21 protein-coding genes are annotated in these 24382 nt (G+C 58.6%); 13 read left to right on the plus strand and 8 right to left on the minus strand.

The window, feature by feature from the left end:
* The first annotated feature begins 144 nt into the window (after positions 1-144).
* From ACQZ63_RS12410 to ACQZ63_RS12425, 4 genes are read left to right on the plus strand one after another with little or no spacing between them, the layout of a single operon-like run.
* The gene (locus ACQZ63_RS12410; RefSeq protein WP_004431168.1) at positions 145-1173 is read left to right on the plus strand and encodes an ABC transporter permease; all 1029 of its coding nucleotides are present in this window, start codon (positions 145-147) and stop codon (positions 1171-1173) included.
* Complete coding sequence (locus tag ACQZ63_RS12415; RefSeq protein ID WP_013761140.1) at positions 1170-2069, plus strand: ABC transporter permease; 900 nt, start codon at positions 1170-1172, stop codon at positions 2067-2069. The genes ACQZ63_RS12410 and ACQZ63_RS12415 overlap by 4 nt, the downstream gene beginning before the upstream one ends.
* Positions 2056-2901, plus strand: coding sequence for an ABC transporter ATP-binding protein (locus ACQZ63_RS12420; RefSeq protein ID WP_025594967.1), 846 nt, complete (start codon positions 2056-2058; stop codon positions 2899-2901). The genes ACQZ63_RS12415 and ACQZ63_RS12420 overlap by 14 nt, the downstream gene beginning before the upstream one ends.
* Entirely contained in the window at positions 2898-3635 is a 738-nt protein-coding gene (locus tag ACQZ63_RS12425) for an ABC transporter ATP-binding protein (protein WP_025594968.1), read from the plus strand. Before ACQZ63_RS12420 ends, ACQZ63_RS12425 begins: the two co-directional genes overlap by 4 nt.
* Before the next feature lie 108 nt (positions 3636-3743).
* On the opposite strand, the gene ACQZ63_RS12430 is transcribed toward ACQZ63_RS12425, so the two are convergent.
* The 7 genes from ACQZ63_RS12430 to ACQZ63_RS12460 form a co-directional block, all read right to left on the minus strand.
* Positions 3744-4796: an ABC transporter ATP-binding protein gene (locus tag ACQZ63_RS12430; RefSeq protein WP_112154227.1), complete on the minus strand. Its 1053-nt coding sequence runs from the start codon at positions 4794-4796 to the stop codon at positions 3744-3746.
* Between the two features lie 18 nt (positions 4797-4814).
* Complete coding sequence (locus ACQZ63_RS12435) at positions 4815-5657, minus strand: carbohydrate ABC transporter permease (protein WP_112401829.1); 843 nt, start codon at positions 5655-5657, stop codon at positions 4815-4817.
* Positions 5647-6579, minus strand: a complete 933-nt coding sequence (locus ACQZ63_RS12440) for a carbohydrate ABC transporter permease (RefSeq protein WP_448799216.1) — start codon at positions 6577-6579, stop codon at positions 5647-5649. Before ACQZ63_RS12440 ends, ACQZ63_RS12435 begins: the two co-directional genes overlap by 11 nt.
* Positions 6580-6589: 10 nt before the next feature.
* Positions 6590-7861: an ABC transporter substrate-binding protein gene (locus ACQZ63_RS12445; RefSeq protein ID WP_112154226.1), complete on the minus strand. Its 1272-nt coding sequence runs from the start codon at positions 7859-7861 to the stop codon at positions 6590-6592.
* 49 nt (positions 7862-7910) lie between these two features.
* Positions 7911-9512, minus strand: a complete 1602-nt coding sequence (locus ACQZ63_RS12450) for an FAD-dependent oxidoreductase (RefSeq protein ID WP_448799299.1) — start codon at positions 9510-9512, stop codon at positions 7911-7913.
* Positions 9513-9517: 5 nt separating this feature from the next.
* Entirely contained in the window at positions 9518-10588 is a 1071-nt protein-coding gene (locus ACQZ63_RS12455) for a LacI family DNA-binding transcriptional regulator (protein WP_025594973.1), read from the minus strand.
* Between the two features lie 211 nt (positions 10589-10799).
* Entirely contained in the window at positions 10800-11537 is a 738-nt protein-coding gene (locus ACQZ63_RS12460) for a carboxylesterase family protein (protein ID WP_025594974.1), read from the minus strand.
* A 287-nt stretch (positions 11538-11824) separates the two neighbouring features.
* Here ACQZ63_RS12460 and ACQZ63_RS12465 point away from each other — a divergent pair, with 287 nt between their 5' ends.
* A complete protein-coding gene (locus ACQZ63_RS12465; protein ID WP_111796681.1) occupies positions 11825-13891 on the plus strand; it encodes an ATP-dependent helicase in 2067 nt (688 codons plus the stop codon).
* Positions 13892-13914: 23 nt separating this feature from the next.
* Positions 13915-14994, plus strand: a complete 1080-nt coding sequence (dinB, locus tag ACQZ63_RS12470; RefSeq protein ID WP_448799217.1) for a DNA polymerase IV — start codon at positions 13915-13917, stop codon at positions 14992-14994.
* Between the two features lie 298 nt (positions 14995-15292).
* Here dinB and ACQZ63_RS12475 read toward each other — a convergent pair whose 3' ends face one another.
* Complete coding sequence (locus tag ACQZ63_RS12475) at positions 15293-17464, minus strand: TonB-dependent siderophore receptor (protein WP_448799218.1); 2172 nt, start codon at positions 17462-17464, stop codon at positions 15293-15295.
* A gap of 272 nt (positions 17465-17736) precedes the next feature.
* On the opposite strand from ACQZ63_RS12475, the gene ACQZ63_RS12480 reads away from it, so the two are divergent.
* The 7 genes from ACQZ63_RS12480 (at position 17737) to rfbB (ending at position 24378) form a co-directional block, all read left to right on the plus strand.
* A complete protein-coding gene (locus ACQZ63_RS12480) occupies positions 17737-18561 on the plus strand; it encodes an ABC transporter ATP-binding protein (protein WP_004431137.1) in 825 nt (274 codons plus the stop codon).
* Positions 18558-19601, plus strand: coding sequence for a FecCD family ABC transporter permease (locus ACQZ63_RS12485; RefSeq protein WP_448799219.1), 1044 nt, complete (start codon positions 18558-18560; stop codon positions 19599-19601). Before ACQZ63_RS12480 ends, ACQZ63_RS12485 begins: the two co-directional genes overlap by 4 nt.
* Positions 19598-20638 carry a FecCD family ABC transporter permease gene (locus tag ACQZ63_RS12490; protein ID WP_448799220.1) on the plus strand — a complete coding sequence of 347 codons (1041 nt, stop codon included), beginning with the start codon at positions 19598-19600 and terminating at the stop codon, positions 20636-20638. Before ACQZ63_RS12485 ends, ACQZ63_RS12490 begins: the two co-directional genes overlap by 4 nt.
* 7 nt (positions 20639-20645) lie before the next feature.
* Positions 20646-21605: an ABC transporter substrate-binding protein gene (locus ACQZ63_RS12495; RefSeq protein ID WP_448799221.1), complete on the plus strand. Its 960-nt coding sequence runs from the start codon at positions 20646-20648 to the stop codon at positions 21603-21605.
* Positions 21606-21701: 96 nt separating this feature from the next.
* A complete protein-coding gene (locus ACQZ63_RS12500; protein ID WP_004431128.1) occupies positions 21702-22598 on the plus strand; it encodes a MurR/RpiR family transcriptional regulator in 897 nt (298 codons plus the stop codon).
* A 152-nt stretch (positions 22599-22750) separates the two neighbouring features.
* On the plus strand, positions 22751-23320 hold the full coding sequence (gene rfbC / locus ACQZ63_RS12505; RefSeq protein WP_065688523.1) for a dTDP-4-dehydrorhamnose 3,5-epimerase: 570 nt from the start codon (positions 22751-22753) through the stop codon (positions 23318-23320).
* 2 nt (positions 23321-23322) lie between these two features.
* Positions 23323-24378 (plus strand): dTDP-glucose 4,6-dehydratase, encoded by a 1056-nt coding sequence (gene rfbB / locus ACQZ63_RS12510; RefSeq protein WP_448799300.1) that lies wholly within the window; start codon positions 23323-23325, stop codon positions 24376-24378.
* The last annotated feature ends 4 nt before the right edge of the window (positions 24379-24382 follow it).

The raw sequence follows: 24382 nt of genomic DNA on the forward strand, positions 1-24382 counted from the left end.
CGTCATATGTTTTCATGTTAGCTCAGGGAGGAGTTGGGATGAAGTACCATCAAAAGTTTTTGCAGGGTAGAATTGCTCGTCTGCGGCGAGCCGTTCAAAAAGTGGCATCGCTGACAGCGTTTTCTCGTGGAAGTGCGATTTGCGATGACTGAAATTTCATTGCGCGGGCTTGGACATCGCTTCCTGCAACTTGTCGTCAGCCTCTTCATCCTGCTCTGCATCACCTTCATCATTGGCCGGGTGATGCCGACCGATCCGGTCGGGGCAATCGTCGGTGAGCTTGCAGATCCCAAAGCCTATGAAGCCATGCGGGCTCGGCTTGGGCTTGATCTCCCTCTCTACCAGCAGTTTTTCATCTATCTCCGCGGCCTGCTGCACGGCGATTTCGGTATAGCTATCCTGACCGGGAACCCGGTAACGCGGGACCTGGCGCAAGCCTTCCCGGCGACGCTTGAGCTTGCAACGCTGGCAATCATCATCTCCACCGTCATCGGCGTCCCGCTCGGTCTCGCCGCGGCCCTGTTTCGCGACACGTTTATCGACAAGTTCGCACGTGTCTTTGCGCTGGTGGGGCATTCGATACCCGTATTCTGGTTCGGTATCGTCGGGCTCGTGATTTTTTATGCGAATCTCAACCTCGTCGCCGGGCCCGGTCGCGTGGACGTCTTTTACGAAGGCCTCGTGGAGCCGAGAACAGGGCTGATGCTGGTCGACACTCTTCTCGCAGGTGAGACAGAGATTTTCTGGAATGCGCTCGCGCATATCATGCTGCCGGCGATCATCCTTGCCTATATGGCAATGGCCTACATTACCCGCATGACCCGCGCCTTCACCCTCGAACAGCTTAGCCAGGATTACGTGATTGCGGCGCGTGCGAAAGGCGTCAGCCCGGCGCGCACCGTAACCCGCCATGTACTGCCGAATATCGCGGTGCAGCTGATCACCGTTCTCGCCATCTCCTATGGCAACCTGCTGGAAGGCGCCGTTGTGACCGAAATCGTCTTTTCCTGGCCCGGCATCGGACAATACATGACGAATGCACTGCTTATCGGTGACATGAATGCGATCCTCGCAGCCACGATCGTCATCGGCTTCATCTTTATGATGCTCAACTTCCTCGCAGACGTGGCCTACACCACGCTTGACCCGCGGACACGGGAGGTCGCTCGATGACCGATATAACTCAGAACACTCCCGTGCGGAGCCGCAGCGCGTTGTCTCGGATATCCACAACGACGGCGCGGACGCTGCGGAAGCTTGGCGACGAGCCGCTTGGAATGTTCGGCTTTGCCATTCTCGCCATTCTGGTCGTGGTTGCCATTTTCGCTCCCCTGATTGCGCCATATGATCCGGTGCGCCAGGTGCTCGACAATGCGCTTCAGCCTCCCAGCTGGGCGCATCTGGCGGGAACCGACGAATTTGGCCGAGACATTTTCAGCCGCCTCGTCTATGGCACCCGCATCACGATCCAGACCGTCTTGTCGGTCTCGGTCATCGTCGGCCCTATCGGCCTTGCAATCGGTGTCATGGCCGGTTTCTTCGGCGGCAGAACCGACGCCATTCTGATGCGCGCGACCGATATTGTCCTTTCCTTCCCTTCGCTCGTTCTGGCACTTGCCTTTGCTGCTGCAATGGGAGCCGGTCTCGGTACCGCAATCATCGCGATCTCGCTGACCGCCTGGCCGCCCATCGCGCGCCTGGCGCGGGCCGAAGCGCTGGTCGTGCGCAACACCGACTATGTTGCGGCCGCACGCCTCTATGGGGCCTCGCCGATGCGCATCCTGTTTCTTTATATCGCGCCGATGTGCATTCCTTCGGTCATCGTCAGACTGACATTGAATATGGCCGGTATCATCCTGACGGCCGCCTCGCTTGGCTTCCTCGGTCTTGGCGCTCAGCCGCCGCTTCCCGAATGGGGGGCGATGATTTCCAGCGGCCGTAAATTCATGCTCGATTACTGGTGGGTCGCCGTCATGCCCGGCATCGCGATCCTTTTGACGAGCCTTGCCTTCAACATCGCTGGCGATACGCTGCGCGACCTACTGGATCCGCGTCATGCCCGTTCCTGATAGCTCTCCCATTCTTTCGGTCCGCGATCTTAACGTTCGCTTTGGCCGCAACGCCATCCCCGCCGTCTCCAATGTCAACTTCGACGTCGGGCGCGAGCGTGTCGGTATCGTCGGCGAATCCGGGTCCGGAAAGTCCACGACCGGTCGTGCCGCCATGCGCCTTCTGCCCAAGAGTGCCACGGTGACGGCAGAACGGATGGATTTCCTCTCCGAACCGCTGCTTGAAAAATCCGAGCGCCAGATGGGTGCGATCCGCGGCAGCGAGATGGCACTCATCATGCAGGACCCGCGTTATTCCCTCAATCCGGTCCTGCCGATCGGAAAGCAGGTGGCGGAAGCGGCCGAGCTGCATCTGGCCCTCAAGGGCAAGGCCGCCAGAAATGCCGCGCGCGACATGCTTCTGCGCGTGCGCATAAACGATCCTGACCGCGTGATGGGGCTTTATCCCCACCAGATTTCAGGCGGCATGGGACAGCGCGTGATGATCGCCATGATGCTGCTTGCCAAACCCAAGCTGGTCATCGCCGACGAACCGACCTCAGCACTCGATGTCAGCGTCCGCAAGGATGTCCTCCTGCTTCTGGACGAGATGGTGCGCGAAAACAATTCGGGCCTCATCCTCATCAGTCACGATATCCGCATGGTCGCAGCCTTTTGCGAACGCGTGCTGGTCATGTATGGCGGACGCGTCGTGGAGACGCTTTCCAAGCTCGAAGATGCGCAACACCCCTATACACGGGGCCTGATCGCGGCCATGCCCGATCCCCGCAATCCGGTTCGGCGCCTCAAGGTGCTGGATCGCCAGGCAATCGATGCGGAGGTGATGCGATGATCACGGTAGACAAGCTGGATGTCGTCTACGGCACGAAGGAAAACCGCAATCACGTCGTGCGCGACGTCAGCTTTCGGGTCAACAGAGGCGAGACACTCGGCATCGTTGGCGAAAGCGGTTGCGGCAAGTCGACATTGCTGCGATCGCTTGCCGGCCTTGAATCCGGCTGGACCGGATCGATCTCTTTCGAAGGCAAGCCTGTGGGCAAAGTCCGTAGCCGCGACGAGCTGAAGCTGGCGCAGATGGTGTTCCAGGACCCCTATGGTTCCCTGCACCCACGCCACCGCATCGGCCGGGCTCTTGCCGAACCGATCCGCTCCATGGGGCTTGGTGACGGCTGGTCGAAGGTTCCGGCCGCGCTGCAGCAGGTTGGCCTGCCCGCGCATTTTGCCGAGCGCTTCCCGCACGAACTGTCCGGAGGCCAGCGTCAGCGTGTTGCAATCGCCCGCGCGCTTATCCTCGAGCCGCCGATCCTGCTTCTCGACGAGCCGACATCCGCTCTCGACGTCTCCATTCAGGCGGAAATCCTGAACCTCCTGGCCGATCAGCGCGACGAGCAGAACCTCACCTTCGTTCTCGTCAGCCACGACCTGTCGGTTATAGCCCATATGTGCGACCGCGTTCTGGTCATGCAGAATGGTGTTTTTGTCGATGAGTTGACCAAGGCCGATCTTGAAGCGGGCATCACCCACGCCGCCTATTCAGGCGAGCTCTTCGAGAGCAGCTTTCTTTGAAAGCCGTCATGGGGTGAGCCATTGGAACAGCTGGACTGCGAGGCTTTCCCTGGCAGTCCAGTATCTGATCAGGCCGTCGGGCCGCGCAAGAGGCAGAGGGCCTCGCGATCAGTTCAGCCGCGCTCCGTCTTCACTCGAAAACAGATGAACGCTGTTAAGCGTCGGCGAGACCATGATGCTGTCGCCGACTGCCTGCCCTATGCGTTCCCGAAAGACGCCGAGCACCTTGGAACCGCCGAATTTCATGGTGACCTGCGTTTCCGATCCTAATGGTTCAACCAGTATTATCTCGGCAGGCACGCCGCCGGCATCAAGCAGGAAGTGTTCCGGGCGGATGCCGTAAACGGCCTGTTTGCCGACGAAGCCGGCCGCGGAAACTGGCAAGGGCAACACGATACCTGCGGTTTCAAAACCTCTTTCAGTTATCGCGCCGGTCAGGAAGTTCATCGATGGCGAACCGATGAAGCCCGCAACGAACTGATTTGCCGGGCGGTCGTAAAGTTCGAGTGGCGTGCCGATCTGCTCGACCCTGCCGCCATTGAGAACCACGACCCTGTCGGCCATCGTCATCGCCTCGACCTGGTCGTGCGTCACATAGATCGTGGTGGTTTTCAGCTTCTGGTGCAGCGCCTTGATCTCGCCTCGCATGACGACGCGCAACTTCGCATCAAGGTTGGAGAGGGGCTCATCGAACAGGAACACCTGCGGATTGCGAACAATGGCCCGGCCCATCGCGACGCGCTGGCGCTGGCCGCCAGAGAGCTGGCGCGGAAAACGGTCGAGCAGCTGCGCAAGGCCAAGAATATCCGCTGCCCAGTTCACCTTTTCAGCAATTTCCTGCTTGCTCGAGCCGCGGTGCTCCAGCGAAAAGCCCATATTGCTGGCCACCGTCATATGCGGATATAGGGCATAGGACTGGAACACCATGGCGATATCGCGGTCCTTCGGGTCGAGATCGTTGACGACCCGTTCGCCGATCCTGAGCTCTCCGCCGGTAATCGTTTCGAGACCGGCTATCATCCGCAACAGGGTCGACTTGCCGCAGCCGGAAGGCCCGACAAGCACAACAAACTCGCCGTCCATAATGGCGAGATCGATGCCGTGAATGGTTTTGACCGCGCCATAGCTTTTGCGGATGTCGGAGAGAGTAACGTGAGCCATCAATCGGTTTCCGGTTCTTCAGCCCTTGAGGCCGGTATGGGCGAGGCCTTCGACAAACTGCTTCTGGGCAATCACGAAGACGATGAGCACGGGCAGCGCAGTCAGCGTCGCTGCGGCAAGCTGGATGTTCCACATCGGCCCGCCATAGGCGTCGGTATATTGCGTCAGCGCCTGCGGCAGCGTGAACATCTCGGCGCTGGAGAGAAAGACGATGGGTTCGAGGAACAGGTTCCAGGAATGCAGGAACGTAAAGATCGCGACCGAAGCAAGCGCCGGCTTTGCCAAGGGCAAGGCAATCTTGCGAAATATCTTGAAACGTCCAAGACCGTCGACGCGTGCGGCCTCCTCCAGCTCCCCCGGCAGTGTCACAAAAAACTGCCGCATGACGAAGGTGGCAAACACGCTTGGCGCCCCGAAAATCGGCACGAGGATCAGCGGCCAGTGGGTGTTGACCATGCCTGCCTTCAGGAACATCTGGAAGAGCGGCACGATCGTCACTTCGGACGGGATCAGCAGGCCAAGCAGCACGATCATGAAGATCACATTGGCGCCCGGAAACCGGATACGTGCGAAGGCATATCCTGCCATGGAGGAGACAATCATCGTGCCAATCGTCACGACAGCAGCAATATAGGCGGAGTTCCAGTATTGCCGCACGAAGGGTTGCAACTCGAATACCTTCGAGTAGGTCGTCCAATCCTGGTTTTGGGGAAAGAACCGCGGCGGGAAGGCGAAGATGTCGCTGATCGGCTTGATCGACGATGTCACCATCCACCAGGTCGGAAAGACGAACGGGATCAACAGCACGCACAACAGCCCGTAAAGCGCCACCTGCGTGCGGGGGGAAAGGTCAGCTTTCATAAAAGACGATCCTCTTGCGCATCTGCCACTGGGCAAAGGTCAATACCGCGACGATCAGGAACAGCAGGATGGACAGCGTCGAGCCATAACCGAAGAAATGGAACTGGAAAGCCTGCTGATAGAGGTAGTAGACCAGCACCGTGGTCGACAGACCCGGCCCGCCCTGGGTCAAAACCGCGATCTGAGCAAAAACCTGCAGCGAGCCGACAATGGTGATGATCGAGGTCAACAGGATCGTCGGGCTGATCAGCGGCAGGGTGATGCGACGGAACTGTTTGAAGGCTGGCGCACCGTCGATGCGGGCGGCCTCGTAGAGTTCCTTCGGCACGCCCTGAAGTGCCGCCAGGAACAGGATCATGTTGAGCCCGACATTCTTGAAGACCTGTACGACGATGACCGAAATCATCGCTGTCGTCTCCTCGCGCAGCCAGTTGGGGCCTTCGATGCCGACCATCAGCAACATGCCGTTGATGCCGCCGTTCTTCTGCAGCAGGAAACCCCAAACGATCGTCCAGGCAACCAGAGACACGACGACGGGCGAGAAGAACAGCGTTCTGAATATCGCTATGCCGGCAAGCTTCTGGTTGAGCAGCACGGCAAGCAGCAGCGCCAGCGACAGGTTGAAAACAACCAGTCCGGCGGAGAATATCCCGGTCGCGCCCAGCACCTCCAGAAGATTGCCATCTTCGATGAGCATCCGGTAGTTCCGCGCACCGGTATAGGTGAAGGTATTGGCGAGCACGTTCCACTCATGCAGCGAATACCAGAACACCAGCCCGAGCGGGATCAGCACGAAGATGATGATCCCGATCAGCTGCGGGGCGATGAACAGAAAGCCAGCAAGACTGTCGCGCCGCGCGATGGTCCAGAACGCCGATACCGGGCGATGCCGGGGACGGGTAATCTCCTGCGCGACAGCCATGGCTTTCTCCTCAGCGCTTCAGGAGCGGCGCGATCTGGCCGCAGATTTTTTGAAGCGCTCCCGCGACATCGGCCTCCGGCCGCCAGACCGCATCGAGGTTTGAGCGCACGATCTGCTGGATCTGGGCAAAGCCGGTGTGGCCGGGCATGACCTTGCCCGTGGCGATACCTGATATGACGACCTTTTCGATCTGTTCCTGGCTGAGTAGCGGATTGGTTTTTTTCAACACCTCCGCATTCAAAAGCGACTTGCGTGCCGAGGGGAAGAACTGGCTGAGCTTTGCCGAATTTTCCGGATTGGTCATGTAAGCAACGAATTCGGCCGCCGTCTGCGCATTCTTGCCAGACTGCATGACGCCGATGCCGGCCTGTCCGATCAGCGCGTATTCGCCGGCAGGTCCTTTCGGCAGCGGCACGAGGTCCCAGCCGAAAGGCTTGTCCTTCGGCAAAAGCGAGGCCCGGCTGATCTGGGTAATGGTCATCGCGGCATTACCGGCGAAGAAATCGACCGTCTCGCCGGGGCCGGGCATGGCCCTCTTGCTGAAGATGGCGTCATGGATGAACGACACCGCATCCGCCATCGGCTTTTCCGACATGGTGCAGGTTGCGCCATCCGCGCTCCAGGGCGATGCGCCCCAGCCGTTCCACACGGAGGTCAGATATTGCCAGCTCTGGTAATTGAAGTCGCGGACCACAAGCCCGCCCTTGCCGGATTTCGCGACCGCCGAGGCGGTGGCGATGGCGTTTTCCCAGGTCCATTCGCCGGCAGCGATCATCTCCGCCGGCGTCTTTGCACCTGCGGCCTTGATGAGATCATTGTTGACGAAGACCGCAAAGGGCGAGGTCGAGAACGGATAGGCGAAGAGCTTTCCGTCCTGCGACCAGCGTTCCGTGGCCCCGGCGCTGACTTCGTCGAGATTGTAACCCTGAGCGGCCTTCAGCGTGTCGGTGAGCGGATAAAGCGCGCCTGATTTGACGAAATCATAGGCCGAAGTCTCGAAAATCCAGGCCATGTCAGGCGCATTGCCGCCCGCAATCTGGGTTGTGAGCGCAGTGGTATAGGTGTCGAAAGGCAGGGACTCATAGGTCACGCTGACATTCGGATGGTCCTTTTTGAAGCCGGCTGCGATGTCGTTGAACAGCTTTAGATGCGCCTCGTTGGCACTCCAGATCGTCATGCGCAGCTTGACCGCATCCTGTGCCGCCGCTGCCCCTGCCAGAGCAAACGAGCCGATAAGGGCCAGCGCGCAGGCCGTGGTTTGCATTTTCCAATGACTATTCATTCCCAGTCCTCCTCCAAAGATGGGTTCGATCGAACGGCAGTCCGCCGTCCTAATAGGCCGCGATATCCGGCCAGCGTATTTCGATGCCCTCGCGGGTCAGCGCCGTCTGGAAGACATGAAGATGGTCATCGTCTTCCTGCACCTGATGCGGTGTGAGACCTTTTTCCAGGCAATAGGCCGCCAGCATTCCAGCCACTTCGCCGATATTCCATTCGACTGGATGCAGGCGGTAGCAGCCATTGGTGATATGCGTCGTGCCGATGTTCTTGCCCGCCGGAATAAGGTTCTTCACGCGCTCGGGTATGAGTGCGCCAAGCGGGATCTCGAACGGGCAGGAAGGCACATCGATATAGTTGTCGCCACCGGTCGATGGGTGCAGATCGATGCGGTACATGCCGATGCCGATGCTGTCGCGATAGCGGACAGCCCCCCTGTCACCGCGAACCGTGTAGGAAAGATCCTGTTCGACGATGCGCGTGACCGGCTTGATGCGGCGGCTTTCCCGGATATAGGGCGCCATGGCAAGGCCGTGTTCGGTGCCGGTAATATCGCCTCTGAGACGCAGGCCGCGAAAGCCCTGTCCGCCATCAAGGCGCGGCGCTTCGGTCTGCAACCAGTAAAACACCGAATAGGAAAGTTCGGCCGCCGCCTTCAGATGCCGCGCCTTTTCTTCTTCCGACACATCGATGATGGTGCCGTCCATGTAGTCGATCATCGGCCAGTTCACGAGGCAGATGTCGGATTTATAAAAACCTGGCGCAAAGTTCTTGCGTGCCGCGATGCGACGGAAAATCCAGAGGTTTTCATCGCCACCGCCCTTGCGCTGGTCGGCATCAACCAGCAACGGATCGTCGTCCGGATTGGGCGTGAAGGAGCGGGTCGTGTGTTCCAGCGTGCGCGGATGCGGCGCGGTGAAACCGAGCATCGGCCCACCCCAGAAATGCGGCTGGTACTTGCGCCAGTAGTCGTAATTATCAGGCTTGTCGATCGTCTGATCGCCGTCGACATGATCGATTGCAAAGCAGATCGACACGGCCTGCACATTATCAGGCTGGGCGCTGGCCGGCGCACTGGGCTCCCCCGTGTCCGATTGCGCCTCGAACCCCTTGGCATATTCCGTGCCCGTCATCGGCAACAGATCGCCAAGCTCGGTGGCATCAAGAATGTAGTCGGCGGAAATGACGATCTCCGCTCCGCTGTCGCGATGCCGCACGGTGATCGCGCGGACCCTATCGCCGTCCACATCGGCAGCAACCGGCCGATAGGGCTTGAGCACCGTCAGCCGGTCGGCACCGATATAGGGCATAAGCATGGTTTCCATCACCGCAAGGCTGACGCGCGGCTCGGCGCAGATGCGGCTGACCCAGCCGCCACCCGGATTGAGGTCACTCCAGGAGCGGGCGCCTTCCGTCAACGGATAATGGTCGCGGTAATATTGGCGCACGCCGTTGCGCAGCGCGCGATAAGAGCGGGTGATGCCGAACTGCTCGACCCAGCTATGTTCGTCCGATGGAACGGCCTGGCTGGTCAACTGACCGCCGATCCAGTCATATTCCTCGGTCATGATCACGCGCTTTCCGGCGCGTGCGGCACCGAGGGCCGCCGCCACGCCGCCAAGGCCACCACCGACCACAAGAATGTCTGCTTGCATCTCTTTCACGTCGTCTCATCCGTTTTGTTGACTGGGGACTTATCAGGGGAGGCCACTGGAGCCGGCCCCAATGTTTCACCCTTGACGGGTTGGCACTTGAGTAGAATTTGACTTCCCGGGCTGCCGGTCTCGATGCGGTTCACCAGCATTGCAGTCGCCTGCCGGCCCATCTCTTCACGGGGAATTTCATAGGATGTGAAACGCACCGGGCTGCGGCCGGCACGAATATGGCTGCCAAGCACGACCATCGAAAACACGTCGGGCACCCCAATTCCGCGCTCCCGTGCCAAAGTCTCGACGCGCACCGCATCCGCCAGTTCTATGAAAAATGCCACCGTCGCGCCGCTTTCGATGATCGCGTCGAGGATCTTTTCGGCAGGCCGGTTTACCGCCTTTATGTGCAATGCAAGCGTCGCCGCCGTGCCGAGCGCATCACTGAAACCTCGCCAGCGGTCGGCAATCGATTCCGCCGGACCCGCAGGGCCGATATAGGCGAGTTTGGAATGCCCGAGCATCATGGCATCCTCAACAAGCTGCCGTGTGCCCGCGGCATAGTCGCCGCCGACATAGGGCACGGGCCCGCCCGCATCGTCGCGTCGGCCGATCGCCACGAATGGATAATCTTCCGAGACCAGCCGGGTAAGCTCCTTGCGGTCGAATTCACGGCCCAGGACAAGGCAGCCATCGGCGATCCGGAGCCTGTTGCCCTCGGAAAAAATCTTGCGGTTGTTGCCGACGCCGGCACTGGTCAGCAGCAGAAGATCGTACGCCTGCTGTTGCGCCTCTTCCTCGATGCCCAACAGGAACGGCGTGAAGAAGTCCGCCTGTGCGCTTGGAAAAGCAGGCTCGTAGGTGAAGACGCCGAGGATGCGATTAAGCCCCTTGGCCATGCGGCGCGCGATCGGGTCCGCGACATAACCCGTCTTGCGAATGACCGCCTGTACGCGTTCGCGTGTTTCAGCCGGGATACGCGCAATCGCGGTCGGCGCGCCGTTCAGAACAAGCGATACTGTTGCCTGACTGACGCCGGCAAGCTTCGCAATATCGTTCTGAGTAAGGCGTTTATGGCTGGTCACGCAATGCCCTCCCCGACACTCGTTGACTGCTAATACGTATTAGCTGTTAATGCGTATTAGCACGACTTCCCTACTCTGTGTCAAGAGGCGAAAGACACGCTTGCGGAGAGATGTTTTGACGAAGGCTTATGATGCGGCCAGCCCGGCCTTATGACGGCCGCGCTGGGTTATGGGCTTTCATACCAGCGGTAAAACGGTGCCCGCTGCGGATTCAGGGTACCGAAGGCGTCTTTGCGTCTGCAAGCTTTTGCTGGAGAAGCCAGGTCCACATCGCCTCATCGCCGAGCACTTTTGCCTCCACCTCTTCATGGTTCGTATCTTCAAAAACCGTCAGCCGCACATTACGTTTCAGTTCCTGGAGACGCTGAACGAGGACAACAGTATCGGACAAAGGAATCACCTCATCCCTTGAGCCGTGAAAGGCCCAGAATGCTGTCTTTTCATTGGTGCGGTTGAGGTAATGGCGGATGCCGCCACCGGCAATTGGGACGACCGCAGCAAAAGTTTGTGGAAACTGCTCGGCCATTGACCAGGCGCCGAACCCTCCCCGGCTATATCCAATCAGATAGATACGGCTGCGGTCCACCCGATGATCCGCCACAACGGAAGCCAGGACGCTTGCGACACGTTCGATCGGATAAAGCAGTTCCTCGCTCGGATTTTGTGGCGAAAACACCATGAAAGGAAAATCACGGCCGCCTTCGATCAATTTTGGCAGACCGCTGCGGCGCAGCTTTTCGACGTCGCTCCCGCCCTGATCGCCGCCATGCAGCCAGACCACGAGAGGATAGGTTTTGTCCGAACCGGCATAGTCTTTGGGCGTGTAAAGCAGATAATTGATATCCGACGCGATCGTTGCGTCAGACCTCATGGCCTTCTGCTCGGCAAAGGCAAATGTCGATGTGGCCAGTGCTGCAACAGCGATCAGGCATAGTTTCAGATGCTTCATGCTTTTGTCCTCCCAACAAACACGTCTTCCAAGACGCGACTGGTGAACTCATCAGCCGCCGGGTTGGTTCATTGGTTTGAAAAGCATGCCGGTCAACACGCCATGCGGAACCCGATTGAGGCTGCGAATATCGATCAGCCAGGTTTGTCCACCGCAGTGTGGAGGACAGAGACATGCGTTCATTATTTGTTCTGGCCTGCTGTTTGAGTTTTTGCTAATCATTGCAACAAGAGTGCTTTTGAAAAATGCCGTCTTCGTGCGGATAGGCAAATATCAAGGATGCAGGCATGGCGGTTGCCTATCTGGACAAACTGAACGAGCAGCAACGCAAGGCCGTGGAACATGGCGTTGGGCCTTCAGGCGGACACACGGCTGGACCGTTGCTGATTATCGCCGGTGCCGGTTCCGGCAAGACCAATACGCTGGCGCACCGGGTGGCGCATCTGATCGTCAATGGCGCCGATCCTCGCCGCATCCTGCTGATGACGTTTTCACGGCGTGCCGCCTCCGAAATGTCCCGTCGTGTCGAGCGTATCTGCAAGCAGGTCATCGGCGCTAACGCCGGAGCCCTCACGGATGCGATGGCCTGGTCCGGCACGTTTCACGGGATCGGCGCGCGCCTCTTGCGAATCTATGCGGAACAGATTGGACTGGACGTGGATTTCACGATCCACGACCGCGAAGACAGCGCTGATCTGATGAACCTTGCCCGACACGAGCTGGGTTTCTCCAAGACCGAGAGCCGTTTTCCGACAAAGGGCACCTGTCTTGCGATCTATTCGCGCGCCGTCAATTCACAAACGCCGCTGAAAGAAATCCTGCGCCAGCACTATCCATGGGTGTCCAGTTGGGAAGAAGAGCTCAAGCAATTATTCGCTGCCTATGTGGAGGCCAAGCAGGCCCAGAACGTTCTCGATTACGACGATCTTCTGCTCTACTGGGCCCAGATGGTCAGCGATCCCGACCTTGCAGGCGATATCGGCAATCGTTTCGACCACGTGATGGTCGACGAATATCAGGATACCAATCGGCTGCAGGCCGCGGTGCTGATGGCACTGAAACCGGGCGGTCGCGGATTGACCGTGGTGGGTGACGATGCCCAGTCGATCTATTCCTTCCGGGCAGCAACGGTGCGCAATATCCTTGATTTTCCGGCATCTTTCAGCCCGGCTGCCGATATTATCACCCTTGATCGCAACTATCGCTCGACACAGCCGATACTGGCTGCCGCCAATGGTGTCATCGACCTTGCCCGTGAGCGATTTACCAAAAACCTCTGGACCGAACGACAGTCGCTCGAGCGGCCAAAGCTCGTGACAGTAAAAAGCGAAACCGAGCAGGCGAACTTCATTATTGACCAGGTGCTGGCCAATCGTGAGACCGGCATGACGCTGAAGCAACAGGCCGTGCTGTTTCGCACCTCCAGTCACAGCGGGCCGCTTGAAGTTGAACTTACACGCCGCAATATTCCCTTCGTCAAATTTGGCGGCCTGAAGTTTCTCGACAGTGCCCATGTAAAGGACATGCTGGCGGTATTGCGGTTCGCGCAAAACCCGCGTGACCGCGTCGCCGGTTTCAGGCTACTTCAGATGCTGCCGGGTATCGGGCCGAAGAAAGCCGGCAATATTCTCGATACGATTGCGGCAGATCCTGAACCTCTGCTCGCCCTAGCCGAAATTCCGCCGCCACCCAAAACCGGTGATGACTGGGTATCCTTCGTGCAGTTGCTGGCGAACATGCGAAAATTGCACGGCGGCTGGCCATCAGATATCGAGCAGGCGCGGCTCTGGTACGAGCCCCACCTCGAACGCATCCATGAGGATGCCGAGACGCGGAAGGCCGATTTGCTGCAACTCGAGCAGATTGCCGGCGGCTATCCTTCCCGCGAACGCTTCCTCACCGAACTGACGCTCGATCCGCCGGATGCCACCAGCGATCAGGCAGGCGTGCCGCTGCTCGATGAGGATTATCTGACGCTTTCAACCATTCATTCGGCAAAAGGCCAGGAGTGGCGTTCCGTCTTTATCCTGAACGTGGTCGATGGCTGCATACCCTCCGATCTGGGTGTCGGCTCCACGCATGAAGTCGAGGAGGAACGCCGGCTGCTCTATGTCGCCATGACGCGCGCCAAGGACAGCCTGTCACTGATAACCCCGCAACGGTTCTTCACCCATGGCCAGAACGCGCAGGGCGACCGGCATGTCTATGCCGCTAGAACCCGCTTCATACCGGCAACTTTGCTGCAGTTCTTTGAAACCGCCACCTGGCCCCTGGTTTCGGCCGCAGCCTCCGAGCGCAGCGCGCAGCAGATCCGCATCGATGTAGGCGCGCGGATGCGGGCGATGTGGAAATAGGGAAGATCGTACAGGCTGGAACGATGGATAACACGGCTGTTCGAAAGATCATCCATATAGACATGGATGCCTTTTATGCATCGGTGGAGCAACGCGACAACCCCGCACTTCGCGGCATGCCGGTCGCCGTCGGCGGATCGGCCGCACGAGGCGTGGTGGCTGCGGCAAGTTACGAGGCGAGAACCTTCGGCGTGCATTCCGCCATGCCGTCCGTCACTGCCAAACGGAAATGCCCGGACCTGATCTTCGTACCGCCACGCTTCGAGGTCTACCGGCAGGTGTCGCAACAAATACGCGAGATATTTGCCGAATATACCCCGCTGATCGAGCCACTATCGCTCGACGAAGCCTATCTCGATGTCACCGAAAACCTGAAAGGCATGGAGATCGCCACCGAAATTGCGCTGGAGATCCGCGCAAAGATCAAGGCGGTCACCAGCCTCAATGCATCTGCCGGCATCTCCTACAACAAGTTTCTGGCCAAGATGGCAAGCGACCTGAACAAACCGAATGGCCAGGCCGTCATCACGCCGAAGAATGGGCCTGGCTTTGTTGAAGCCTTGGCCGTCAAGAAATTTCATGGCGTAGGACCCGCCACGGCCGAGCGGATGAAACAGCACGGCATCGAAACAGGGCTCGATCTCAAGTCGAAATCACTCGGTTTTCTGCAACAGCATTTCGGGAAATCCGGCCCGTATTTCTATAACATCGCCCGCGGTATCGATGAACGGCAGGTCAAGCCCGATCGCATCCGCAAATCTGTCGGCGCCGAGGACACATTCGTCGAGGATATCGACGATCTCAATCTGGCGAAGGCGGAGCTTGGCCCTTTGGCTCAGAAAGTCTGGCGTTATTGCGAGGCCCACGACATCACGGGAAAGACGGTGACCGTGAAAATCAAATATTCGGATTTCAGCCAGGCGACACGCAGCAAAACAGTGTCGGGAGCCGTGTCTGATCTCGCAATGATCCAGGAGATGTCAGAGAGCCTGCTTGCCTCCGTCTTTCCATTCAAACGTCCGGTAAGGCTGTTGGGGATTACCCTTTCCTCGCTGAGCACCGAAGAGAGTGAAGAGGAAGCGCAGCTCGCGCTTGGCTTGTGATGCCCCTGTCCCGAAAACGAAAAAGCCCGCCGCGGGAGGAGGTGCGGCAGGCTTTCCGAAATTTCGAACAACGGCTGGGAGGAGGAGTGCCATTGTTCACAAGACAACCCTTGGGAGGAGGATAGGGCCATCTCAATCCGAAGCTCTGCGGGAGGAGGTGCATCGCTTCGATGAAAACAAGATACCCGGTTTTACCGCATATTAAATAGGCTTTAATGCAGCGCAGCCATGCAAGAAACGCACGAGTCTGCTTTCATCAGCAGCGGCAAGACCCAGATGGACTGCGCCGCCTGTACCCTTAGAATTTCACGCTGGCCGTGAGGCTGACGTTGAAGGGCTCGCCGACAGCATTGGCATAGCTGGTGGAGCCAATGGATGAGGTATAATAACTTTTGTCGAAGATGTTCTTCAGATTGAGCTGTAGGGTCACCGGTTTCTCCAGCTGAAGCGTATAGGTCGCAAAGGCGTCGAAGACGGCATAACCCGGCAGGTCATAGGAATTGTCGTTGATGCCGGCACGCTGGCCGACGGCCCGCACTCCTCCGCCGATCCGCAGCGTGTTGCCGTTCGGCCCGACCTCACCGACATCATAGGCAAGAAACAGCGAGCCGGTGTGACGCGCGACATTCGGCAAGCGCTTGCCGGCATAGGTGGAATCTTCGAGAACGAGAGCGTCCGTATAGGCATAACTTGCGATTAGATCGAGACTATCGGTAAGGTTGCCGGCAATATCCACCTCCACCCCGCGCGAGCGAACGAGACCGGCGGCCTTCACCGTCGACACACCGCCTACATCCTCCGAATAGGCGACATTGCGCTTGCGGGCATTAAACAAAGCAATATTGGCATTCAAACCGGTGAACAGCTCGAACTTGGCGCCCACCTCATAGGAAATGCCCTCCTCCGGATCTAGCCCGCCATAATAGGCTCCGATCGAGGATTGCGGGCGGAAGGTTTTCGCCACATTGGCATAAAGGGATGCATCCGGCGTGATCTTGTAGACGAGACCGGCATTGGGAATGAGTTCGCCGCCATTGTTCTGGGTGTTGAAGACGAAGGGGCGGCCTTTGCCGGCATAGATGTCGTAATACTGGTAGCGCAAACCGCCGACAGCGATCCATTGATCGCCCAGATGCACGGCGTCCTGCATATAGATCGAAGCAGTGGAAAGCTCCTCCGTCTGGTCGCTGTCGACGGCCCTGACCGTCGTGCACGCCGGCAACCTGCCGTAAACGGGATTGTTAATGTTGAAATTCGAGGAATTTGCGCATCGCAACATGTTGGTGCGCAGCGTGTCGCTGTAATCGTAGGACATGCCGAACAGCAGATCGTTGCGCAGGCCACCAATATCAGCCTCACCGGTCAGGTCAGCGCGGGCCGCGTGGTTGTAGATGGTGGAATATTGCGTGGCGTCAGCGCGCCGCGTCACCTGCCCCGTGCGGGAATTGTAACCCATCACGCGGGCCTGGTTGTCGGAATATTCGTTTTGGCTATAGGCGTAGTTCAGCGACAGTTTCCAGTCTTCGGACAATTGGCGGTCTATCGAGATACTCGCCAGATCGGATTTGCCATCGGTGATGTTATAGGCCTCGTCCAGCCTGAGACGTCGGCTGACATTGATTGCCTTTCCTGTCGCCGGATCGAAGATCGTGCCGCGATCAAAGGGCACGCTGTAATCCTCATGCATATAGGAAACCGTAATGTCGGTATCCTCGCCGCTCCATTTTAGCGAGGGTGCGATCAGCCAGTTCTTCTTCTCACCAAAATTGCGCCAATAGTCGCTGTTCTCCCCCTGACCGATCAGGCGATAGGAAAAATCCGTTCCCGCAATAGGTCCGGTCACATCGAAACCGCCGGATGTACCATACTTGCCCGCCCCAAAGGCTGAGAAGCGCGAATAGGCTTCGGCGGAGAAAGTATCTTCAGGCTTCTTCGTCACGACATTCACCATGCCGCCCGGATCGAGAATGCCGTAGAGCGTGGATGCCGGCCCTTTCAGCACTTCCACTCGCTCCGCCATATCGTTGAAGGAATGCGGCAATGCGGTCTTTAGCCCGTTGATGAGGATCGAGCCGTCGCGATTGTCACCAAAACCACGGCGGATAACGGCATCCTGCGTGCCGCCCAGCGTGTTTGACTGGGTAACGCCACTGACATTGGCGAGAGCATCATCCAGCGAGCGCGCCTGCTGGTCGCGAAGCACTTCATTGGTCACGACGTTAACCGATTGCGGAATATCGAGGATCGGCGTCTCGGTGCGCGTCGCAGTGCCCGTGGTTATCGGCTGATAACCGCGCGCGCCTTTTTTGACGTCGGCATTAACGGTTATCGTCTCAAGCACGGTCGTCTCGTCGGCATTTTTCTTCGGTGCCGTATTCTCCTGCGCAAAAGCAGGCAGGGCAACTCCGGCCAGAAGCAACGCCAACAGCGCTCGCGAGCCTACCTGAATGATCATCGAACCGTCATGCATCTGTCTTGTCCCCGGCTGCCCCTTACGTCATCGCGACGATGATGCACCGCTCTTTCAATTGATGAATGTAGTAGTCAACTTTAATTCGGCTTGTCACCGGTGAAACATCTGGCGAATGCGCGCTCCCTCACGCCTACACAGTTCTGATTCGAGGCCAAGATCGTCGCTTTTTGTGCAAATCACCGCGTAAAAACCGGCTTTTCGAAAGCTGTATACTTGACTACTACAGTCATCAATAATTCTGGTGGCGGCTCATTCAAACGGGGAAGATCTTGGACGACGGTGGCAAAAATAGACGCGCGGACATACGTCTTGCGGCAAAGGCAATTGAGTTTGCCTATGGCGACACGCCCGTGCTTGCCGACGTGTCCATAGACGTTGCCCCGAACCGATTCACCGTTCTGCTCGGTCCGAACGGGTCGGGAAAATCGACGCTTCTCTCCGCACTTGCCCGCCTGCACCGCCCGGCAAGCGGCTATATCCTTCTCGACGGCCGCGACATATTTCATCATCCCACACGGGAGGTGGCAAAGCGACTGGGCATGCTGGCACAGCAGAACCACACGCCGGAAGGGCTTTCGGTCTTCGATCTCGTCTCCCGTGGCCGCTACCCGCATCAGGGATTTTTGAAGCAGTGGAGCGAGGAAGACGCGGACGCAGTGGACGAGGCACTTTCTGTGACCGGAATGTCAGGCCTTGCTGAAAGAGCAATCGACAGCCTCTCCGGCGGCCAGCGCCAGCGCGCGTGGATCGCCATGGCGCTCGCGCAGCAGACAGATATCATCCTGCTGGACGAACCGACGACATTTCTGGATCTGCATCACCAGATAGAGGTGCTGGATATGCTGGCTGGCCTCGTCACCCACCACAACCGCACGATCGTTGCCGTGTTGCATGATATTAATCTCGCCCTGCAATATGCCGATCACCTGATTTTTCTGAAGGATGGACGGCTGCGGCACCGGCTGGAAACAGCGACGCTGTGCGATGCCCAAATCATCTCGGACGTTTTCGACATGCCTGTCGCCCAGCTCACGCATCCGGTCACGGCGAGGCCGGTATTTCTTCCCCTGCCCGGACGGACTGGCACGGCATGATGTTCGCCAGGATGAGTTACAGCAAGCCCGCCATGCAGGAAAAGGCCTATGGCCGTGCGCTTGCGGCAGCACTGCTTATGCTTCTGGCCATGCTGCTTCTGATTCTGGCACATGTTGGCTCTGGCCCGCGCGCCGTTGCCCCACATGTTCTGAACGACCTGATATTTTCCTACGACGCCCGCAATTTTGACCAGCAGGTTTTGCTGCGTCTGCGGCTTCCGCGTCTGCTTGCGGCGCTGCAAGCCGGCGCCTGCCTTGGAGTGGCAGGGCTTCTGTTGCAGACGATGCTTCGAAACCCGCTGGGCGAGCCGCATATTCTGGGATTAAATGCGGGCGCGAGCCTCGCCGTCGTCGCGGCGACCGTGACGCCGGTGGGGTTATTCGCAACGCCGGCCTTGCGCCCTGTGCTGGCGGCCACGGGCGCAGGCATCAGCTTCTGGCTCGTCCTTCTGCTCGCGTCCGCCGGACGGCAGGGTCTGACGCCAGCAAAACTCGTCTTTTGCGGCATCGCGCTGTCGACGCTTGCCGGAACCCTTACCTCCACCATCCTCATTCTCAACGAGGAAACATTACAGCAGATGCGCTTCTGGCTGGTTGGCGATACGGCAGGCATTTCGATGGCAGCCGTCGCCGCCGCCCTGCCCGCTGCCGTTATCGCACTTCTCCTTGCATTTGTCGTCGCGCCGCGGCTCGATCTGCTCGCTTTGGGTGACACCACCGCCACAACGCTTGGCGTACCTGTCCGCTCGACCCGGATCTTGGCGCTTGCCGCAATATCGCTGTTCTGTGGCGCGGCCATAGCCGTCACCGGGCCTATCGGTTTCGTCGGTCTGGTGGTGCCACCACTCGTGTCGCGGCTAAGAACGGGGCGGCTTCTGCTTGCCATTCCCATAGCAGCGCTCGGCGGCGCGGTTTTACTGATCGCCGCCGATCTCGCCGCCCGCCTGATCCTTGCGCCAAAGGAACTGCCGACTGGGGCAATGACCGGCCTTGTCGGGGCGCCGGTCTTTCTCTGGTTGGTGCGCAGGGTGCTTAAATGAACCGTTACAGGGTCATCAGACTGGCGCATTTTTCAATTCGCCTCTTGCCGCAGCGGCTGGCTATTATGGTGACGCTTACCCTTTGCCTTACGCTTGGCGCCGTCTGGTCGCTTACCGCCGGCAGCCAATATATCCCGGCCTCCTCCCTGTGGTCTTTATTAACCGCTGGAAATAATCATCCCGCCTCGAATAACGCCGTGATGGTTCTCGACTTTCGCTTTTCGCGCCTGGCACTTGCCATGGTCTCCGGCGCCATGCTGGGCGTTGCCGGTGCCATCATGCAAGCGACCACCCGCAACAGCCTTGCCGACCCGGGCCTGCTCGGCGTGCGCGAAGGCGCGTTGCTCGCGGTGCTGGGCTGCCTGTTTTTGTTGCCATCCCTGCCGGTGATATTCCGCCCCCTGGCCGGTATCGCCGGTGGGATGGCGAGTGCTGCAATCGTCTTTTCGCTTTCCGGTGTCACCTCACGGCTGCGCTTCGTTCTGACGGGCATCGGCTTCTCATGGTTTTTATCAGCTTTGCTGCTTATCCTTATGGCATCGCTTGATATCCGCAATTTGCAGACGGCGATGATCTGGATGGTAGGAAACCTGCAAGGCGCGTCCTGGAGCGCCGTCTCCATCCTTTCAGCCATCCTGGCCATCACCCTTTGTCTTGTTCTCCTCACCGCCCGTGCCGCCGATGTTCAGGCGCTCGGCGACAATAATGCAGCGGCACTCGGCGTTCACACCCGCTGGCTATCAGCGCTGCATGTCATCCTTGCGGTCGTTCTCACCGCGTCCTGTATCTCCTTTATCGGCAGCATCGGTTTTGTCGGCCTGATCGGCCCGCATATCGCCCGACTTTTGCTGCCGGGCAGCTCCCATGCCGGGCTTGTTATGGGCGCGGGTCTGGCCGGAGCGACGCTGGTTGCAATTGCCGATACGATTGCCCGAACCGCTTTTTCACCGCTGGAATTGCCGACCGGGCTCGTTCTTTCGGCCGTGGGCACCCCCACGCTTCTTACCCTTCTTTGGTTTCACCGGCACCGCCTATAGGTCTCTCATGCGCAATACCATTCTCGCTTTCGTTTCAACCGCCGGACTTCTTCTGGGGGTATGCGTTGCTCACGCGGAGGGCAGCCGGACCTTTACCGACGACCTCGGCCGCACCGTGTCTGTCCCCTTACAGCCGAAACGTATCGTCGCCCTGCACGACATCGATCTCACCATCCCGCTGATAGAATTGGGTGTGATACCAGTGGGTAGCCATGGCCGCATGGGTGGAGACGGCAAACCCTACCTCCGCTCCAGCGCCATTTTGACCGGTGTCGATTTCGACAATAGCGACATCGCCTATATCGGCTCCATCAACGCCGATCTGGAAGCGATAGTCGCCCTCAAGCCCGATCTCATCCTGACCGAACCGGACCGCCCCACCCCTATCGAAAAACTGGAACAGATTGCCCCGACCGTCGCCATCGACAATACGAAGGACGGCGCGCCGCATATCTACAAGGTGCTGGCTGAACTGACCGGCACGCAGGCGCGACTTGCCGTTCTGGACCGACGCTACCGGGCGCAGATCGAAGCGCTGAAGGCCTCGGTCGATACCGGCGCGAGCACTGTCTCGGTGTTCCAGCCACTAAATGGCAAGATCAGCGTCTACCATACGTATCGTGCGCTCGGCCGGGTGCTGCGAGATGCCGGTTTTCGTTTCCCAGCCATCATCGACAATATTCCAGACGGCGAGCGCATCGAGGTAAGCGCCGAGCGCTTGCCGGAACTCGACGCCGACTTCATTTTCGATCCGTATCGTTCCGATACCGGCGCTTCTCCGCAGGCCGAAATCGACATGATGGAAGCTGTAATGCCGGGTTTTTGCAATTTTCTGCAGGCCTGCCGCAACGGTCGCTACATCCTTCTGCCGCGGGAAGAGGCAATCTCCAACTCCTACGCCGCTCTCAGCCTCATGGTCTCCGCCATCCAGTCGCATCTCACGGTAAGGCCCACGGCTGAAGAGTAGGGGGAACGATTGCCGCGACAAAAGCGCTTGCCTGGGAGCTTGGCGCACTGCTAATCCGTGAAGAAGAGTAAGAAACTCACCTTCACGGAAAGTCCCATGACGACTGGCGAAACCCGTACATCAAGGCCTAGACATACAGACCGTTTCGGTGAGCAACTGCGCAAGCGCCGCGACCGTCTTTCGCCAGGGCTGCTTGCCGTTGCCGAATATATTGACGGCCACCGCCATGCCGTTCTCGGTAAATCGGCGCTGGAGATCGGCTTTGAGACCAATACCTCCGATGCGACGGTCATTCGCGCCATTCAGGCACTTGGGTTTCAGGGGCTGGTCGACCTCAAGGAAACTCTGGAGGCCTATCTCGGCGTGACGGATTCGCCGGTTGAAAAATTGGCCGCTACCACGAAATCCATTTCGGGCAACTGCGACGCGGCAATCGACTTCGTTCTCGAGAACCAGAAAAACGCGCTGGAAATGCTGGCCACTGTGGAAAACCGCGACGCCATGGCCGCCGCCGTGCGTCTTCTGGCGGAAGCACGCGGCATCGGCGTCCTCGGCATCGGAGCCTCCGGCATCATCGCCACCTATGCCGCCCGGCTGTTCCAGCGCTCAGGCGTTCGCTCCTATGCGCTGAACGCCACCGGTATCACGCTCGCTGAACAATTGCTCGACCTTGAAAACGGCCACGTCCTCATCATGCTCCTGCACGGCCGCGCCCACCGCGAAGCCCAAACCGCAATCGCTGAGGCTGGTCGCCTCGACATCCCGATTATCATGCTGCTCGGCCAGGAAGACAGCGTGCTTAAAAAACACGCCAACGCTTATCTCCTACTGCCCCGTGCAAAGAACGAAGGGGTAGCGCTACACGCCCCATCCTTCATTGCCATGGAAACCATGGCGCTCGCCCTCTCCGCTGCCCGCCCCGACCGAAGCCTTGAGACACTGGAAAGGCTGGTCGAACTCAGAACGTCGATCAGGCCGCACAAGCGGACATAGTGGCGCGGCGAGGTTCGGACCGGCAAGCTATCCGTTATACTCCCTGTCAGAGACGAGATACTCTTGTGTGGTAGACTGATAAAGCGTTATTGACTGTCCGAAGCGTTGAAGTCATATCACCGTAAGCAGGCAGACCAGACAGGATCCGCGACGTGCAGGTAGAAGCATTCTCGATATCAGGCTTAAAAAAGATAACTCCGGCTCGGTTTGGAGACAGCAGGGGTTACTTCAGCGAAGTTTTCAAACGGGAATGGTTTCGCGAGAATGTCTCGGATGTCGAATTCGTGCAGGACAATGAATCTCTGTCCGCGCAGGCCGGAACTGTTCGGGGCCTTCACTTCCAGACGCAACCCTTCGCACAGGGCAAACTCGTCCGCTGCCTTCGTGGACGACTATTGGACGTTGCGGTTGATATCAGAACCGGATCACCCACGTTCGGACAATGGACCGCCGTTGAGCTTTCACCGGAAACCGGCGAGCAGCTGTGGGTTCCGGCAGGCTTTGCCCACGGTTTCATGACGCTGGTTGACGACACCGTTATCTCCTACAAGGTGACAGCTCCCTACAGCGCCGCGCATGATCACGGTGTCAAATGGGATGACCCCGCCATCGGCATCAACTGGCCGAAGATAGACGGTTGCGTGCTTTCCGACAAGGACGCCAAGCAGCCGTCTTTGTCGGAATTGCCTGAATATTTCACCTACGAAAAAACTGGAAACTGATGATGCGCGTTCTAGTCACCGGCGGCGCCGGATTTATCGGGTCGGCCCTTGTGCGTTATCTCGTAAGCGAGGTCGGTGCGGATGTCCTTACAATCGACAAGCTGACTTATGCCGGTAATCTGGCTTCGCTCAAGCCAATCGAAAACGCGCCAAACCACCGCTTTCTTCAGGCTGATATATGCGACCGGGCTGCAATGAATGACGCTTTCGCGACATTTCAGCCGGACTACGTGATGCATCTGGCGGCCGAAAGCCATGTCGATCGGTCCATCACCGGCGCGGCTGATTTTATTCAGACCAATATCAATGGCACTTTCACGATGCTGGAAGCAGCGCGGCAATATTGGAGCGGTCTTGCCGAAGACGCAAAATCAGCCTTCCGCATGCTTCACGTCTCGACCGACGAGGTCTACGGTTCGCTCGGAGAGCATGGCCTCTTCGAAGAAACAACGCCCTACGATCCCTCGTCGCCCTATTCCGCTTCAAAAGCCGCAAGCGACCATCTCGCCACGGCATGGCAGCGGACCTATGGCCTTCCGGTCGTGATTTCCAACTGCTCCAACAATTACGGGCCATTCCACTTCCCGGAAAAACTCATTCCGCTGATCATCCTAAACGCCTTGGAAGGCAAGCCGCTTCCGGTCTATGGCAACGGCGCCAACATCCGCGACTGGCTTTATGTGGAAGACCACGCCCGCGCTCTGTGGCTCATTGTCCAGACGGGGCTCGCCGGCGAAAAGTACAATGTCGGCGGTAGAAACGAGCAGAAGAACATCGATGTGGTGAATTGCATCTGCTCCATTCTGGACGAACTGCGCCCGCAGTCAAAGCCTTATGCCGAGCTTATCAAATACGTCACGGATCGCCCTGGTCACGATGCCCGCTACGCTATCGACGCAACAAAGCTCGAAACGGAACTGGGTTGGAAAGCACGGGAAAATTTTGCGACTGGAATTCGCAAGACGGTTGAATGGTACCTCGACAATGAATGGTGGTGGGAGCCGCTGCGTCAAGGCGTCTACTCAGGTGAGCGCCTCGGCGTTCTGACGAAGGACTGAACCG

It is taken from the genome of Agrobacterium sp. CG160-95 (genome assembly GCF_053521725.1).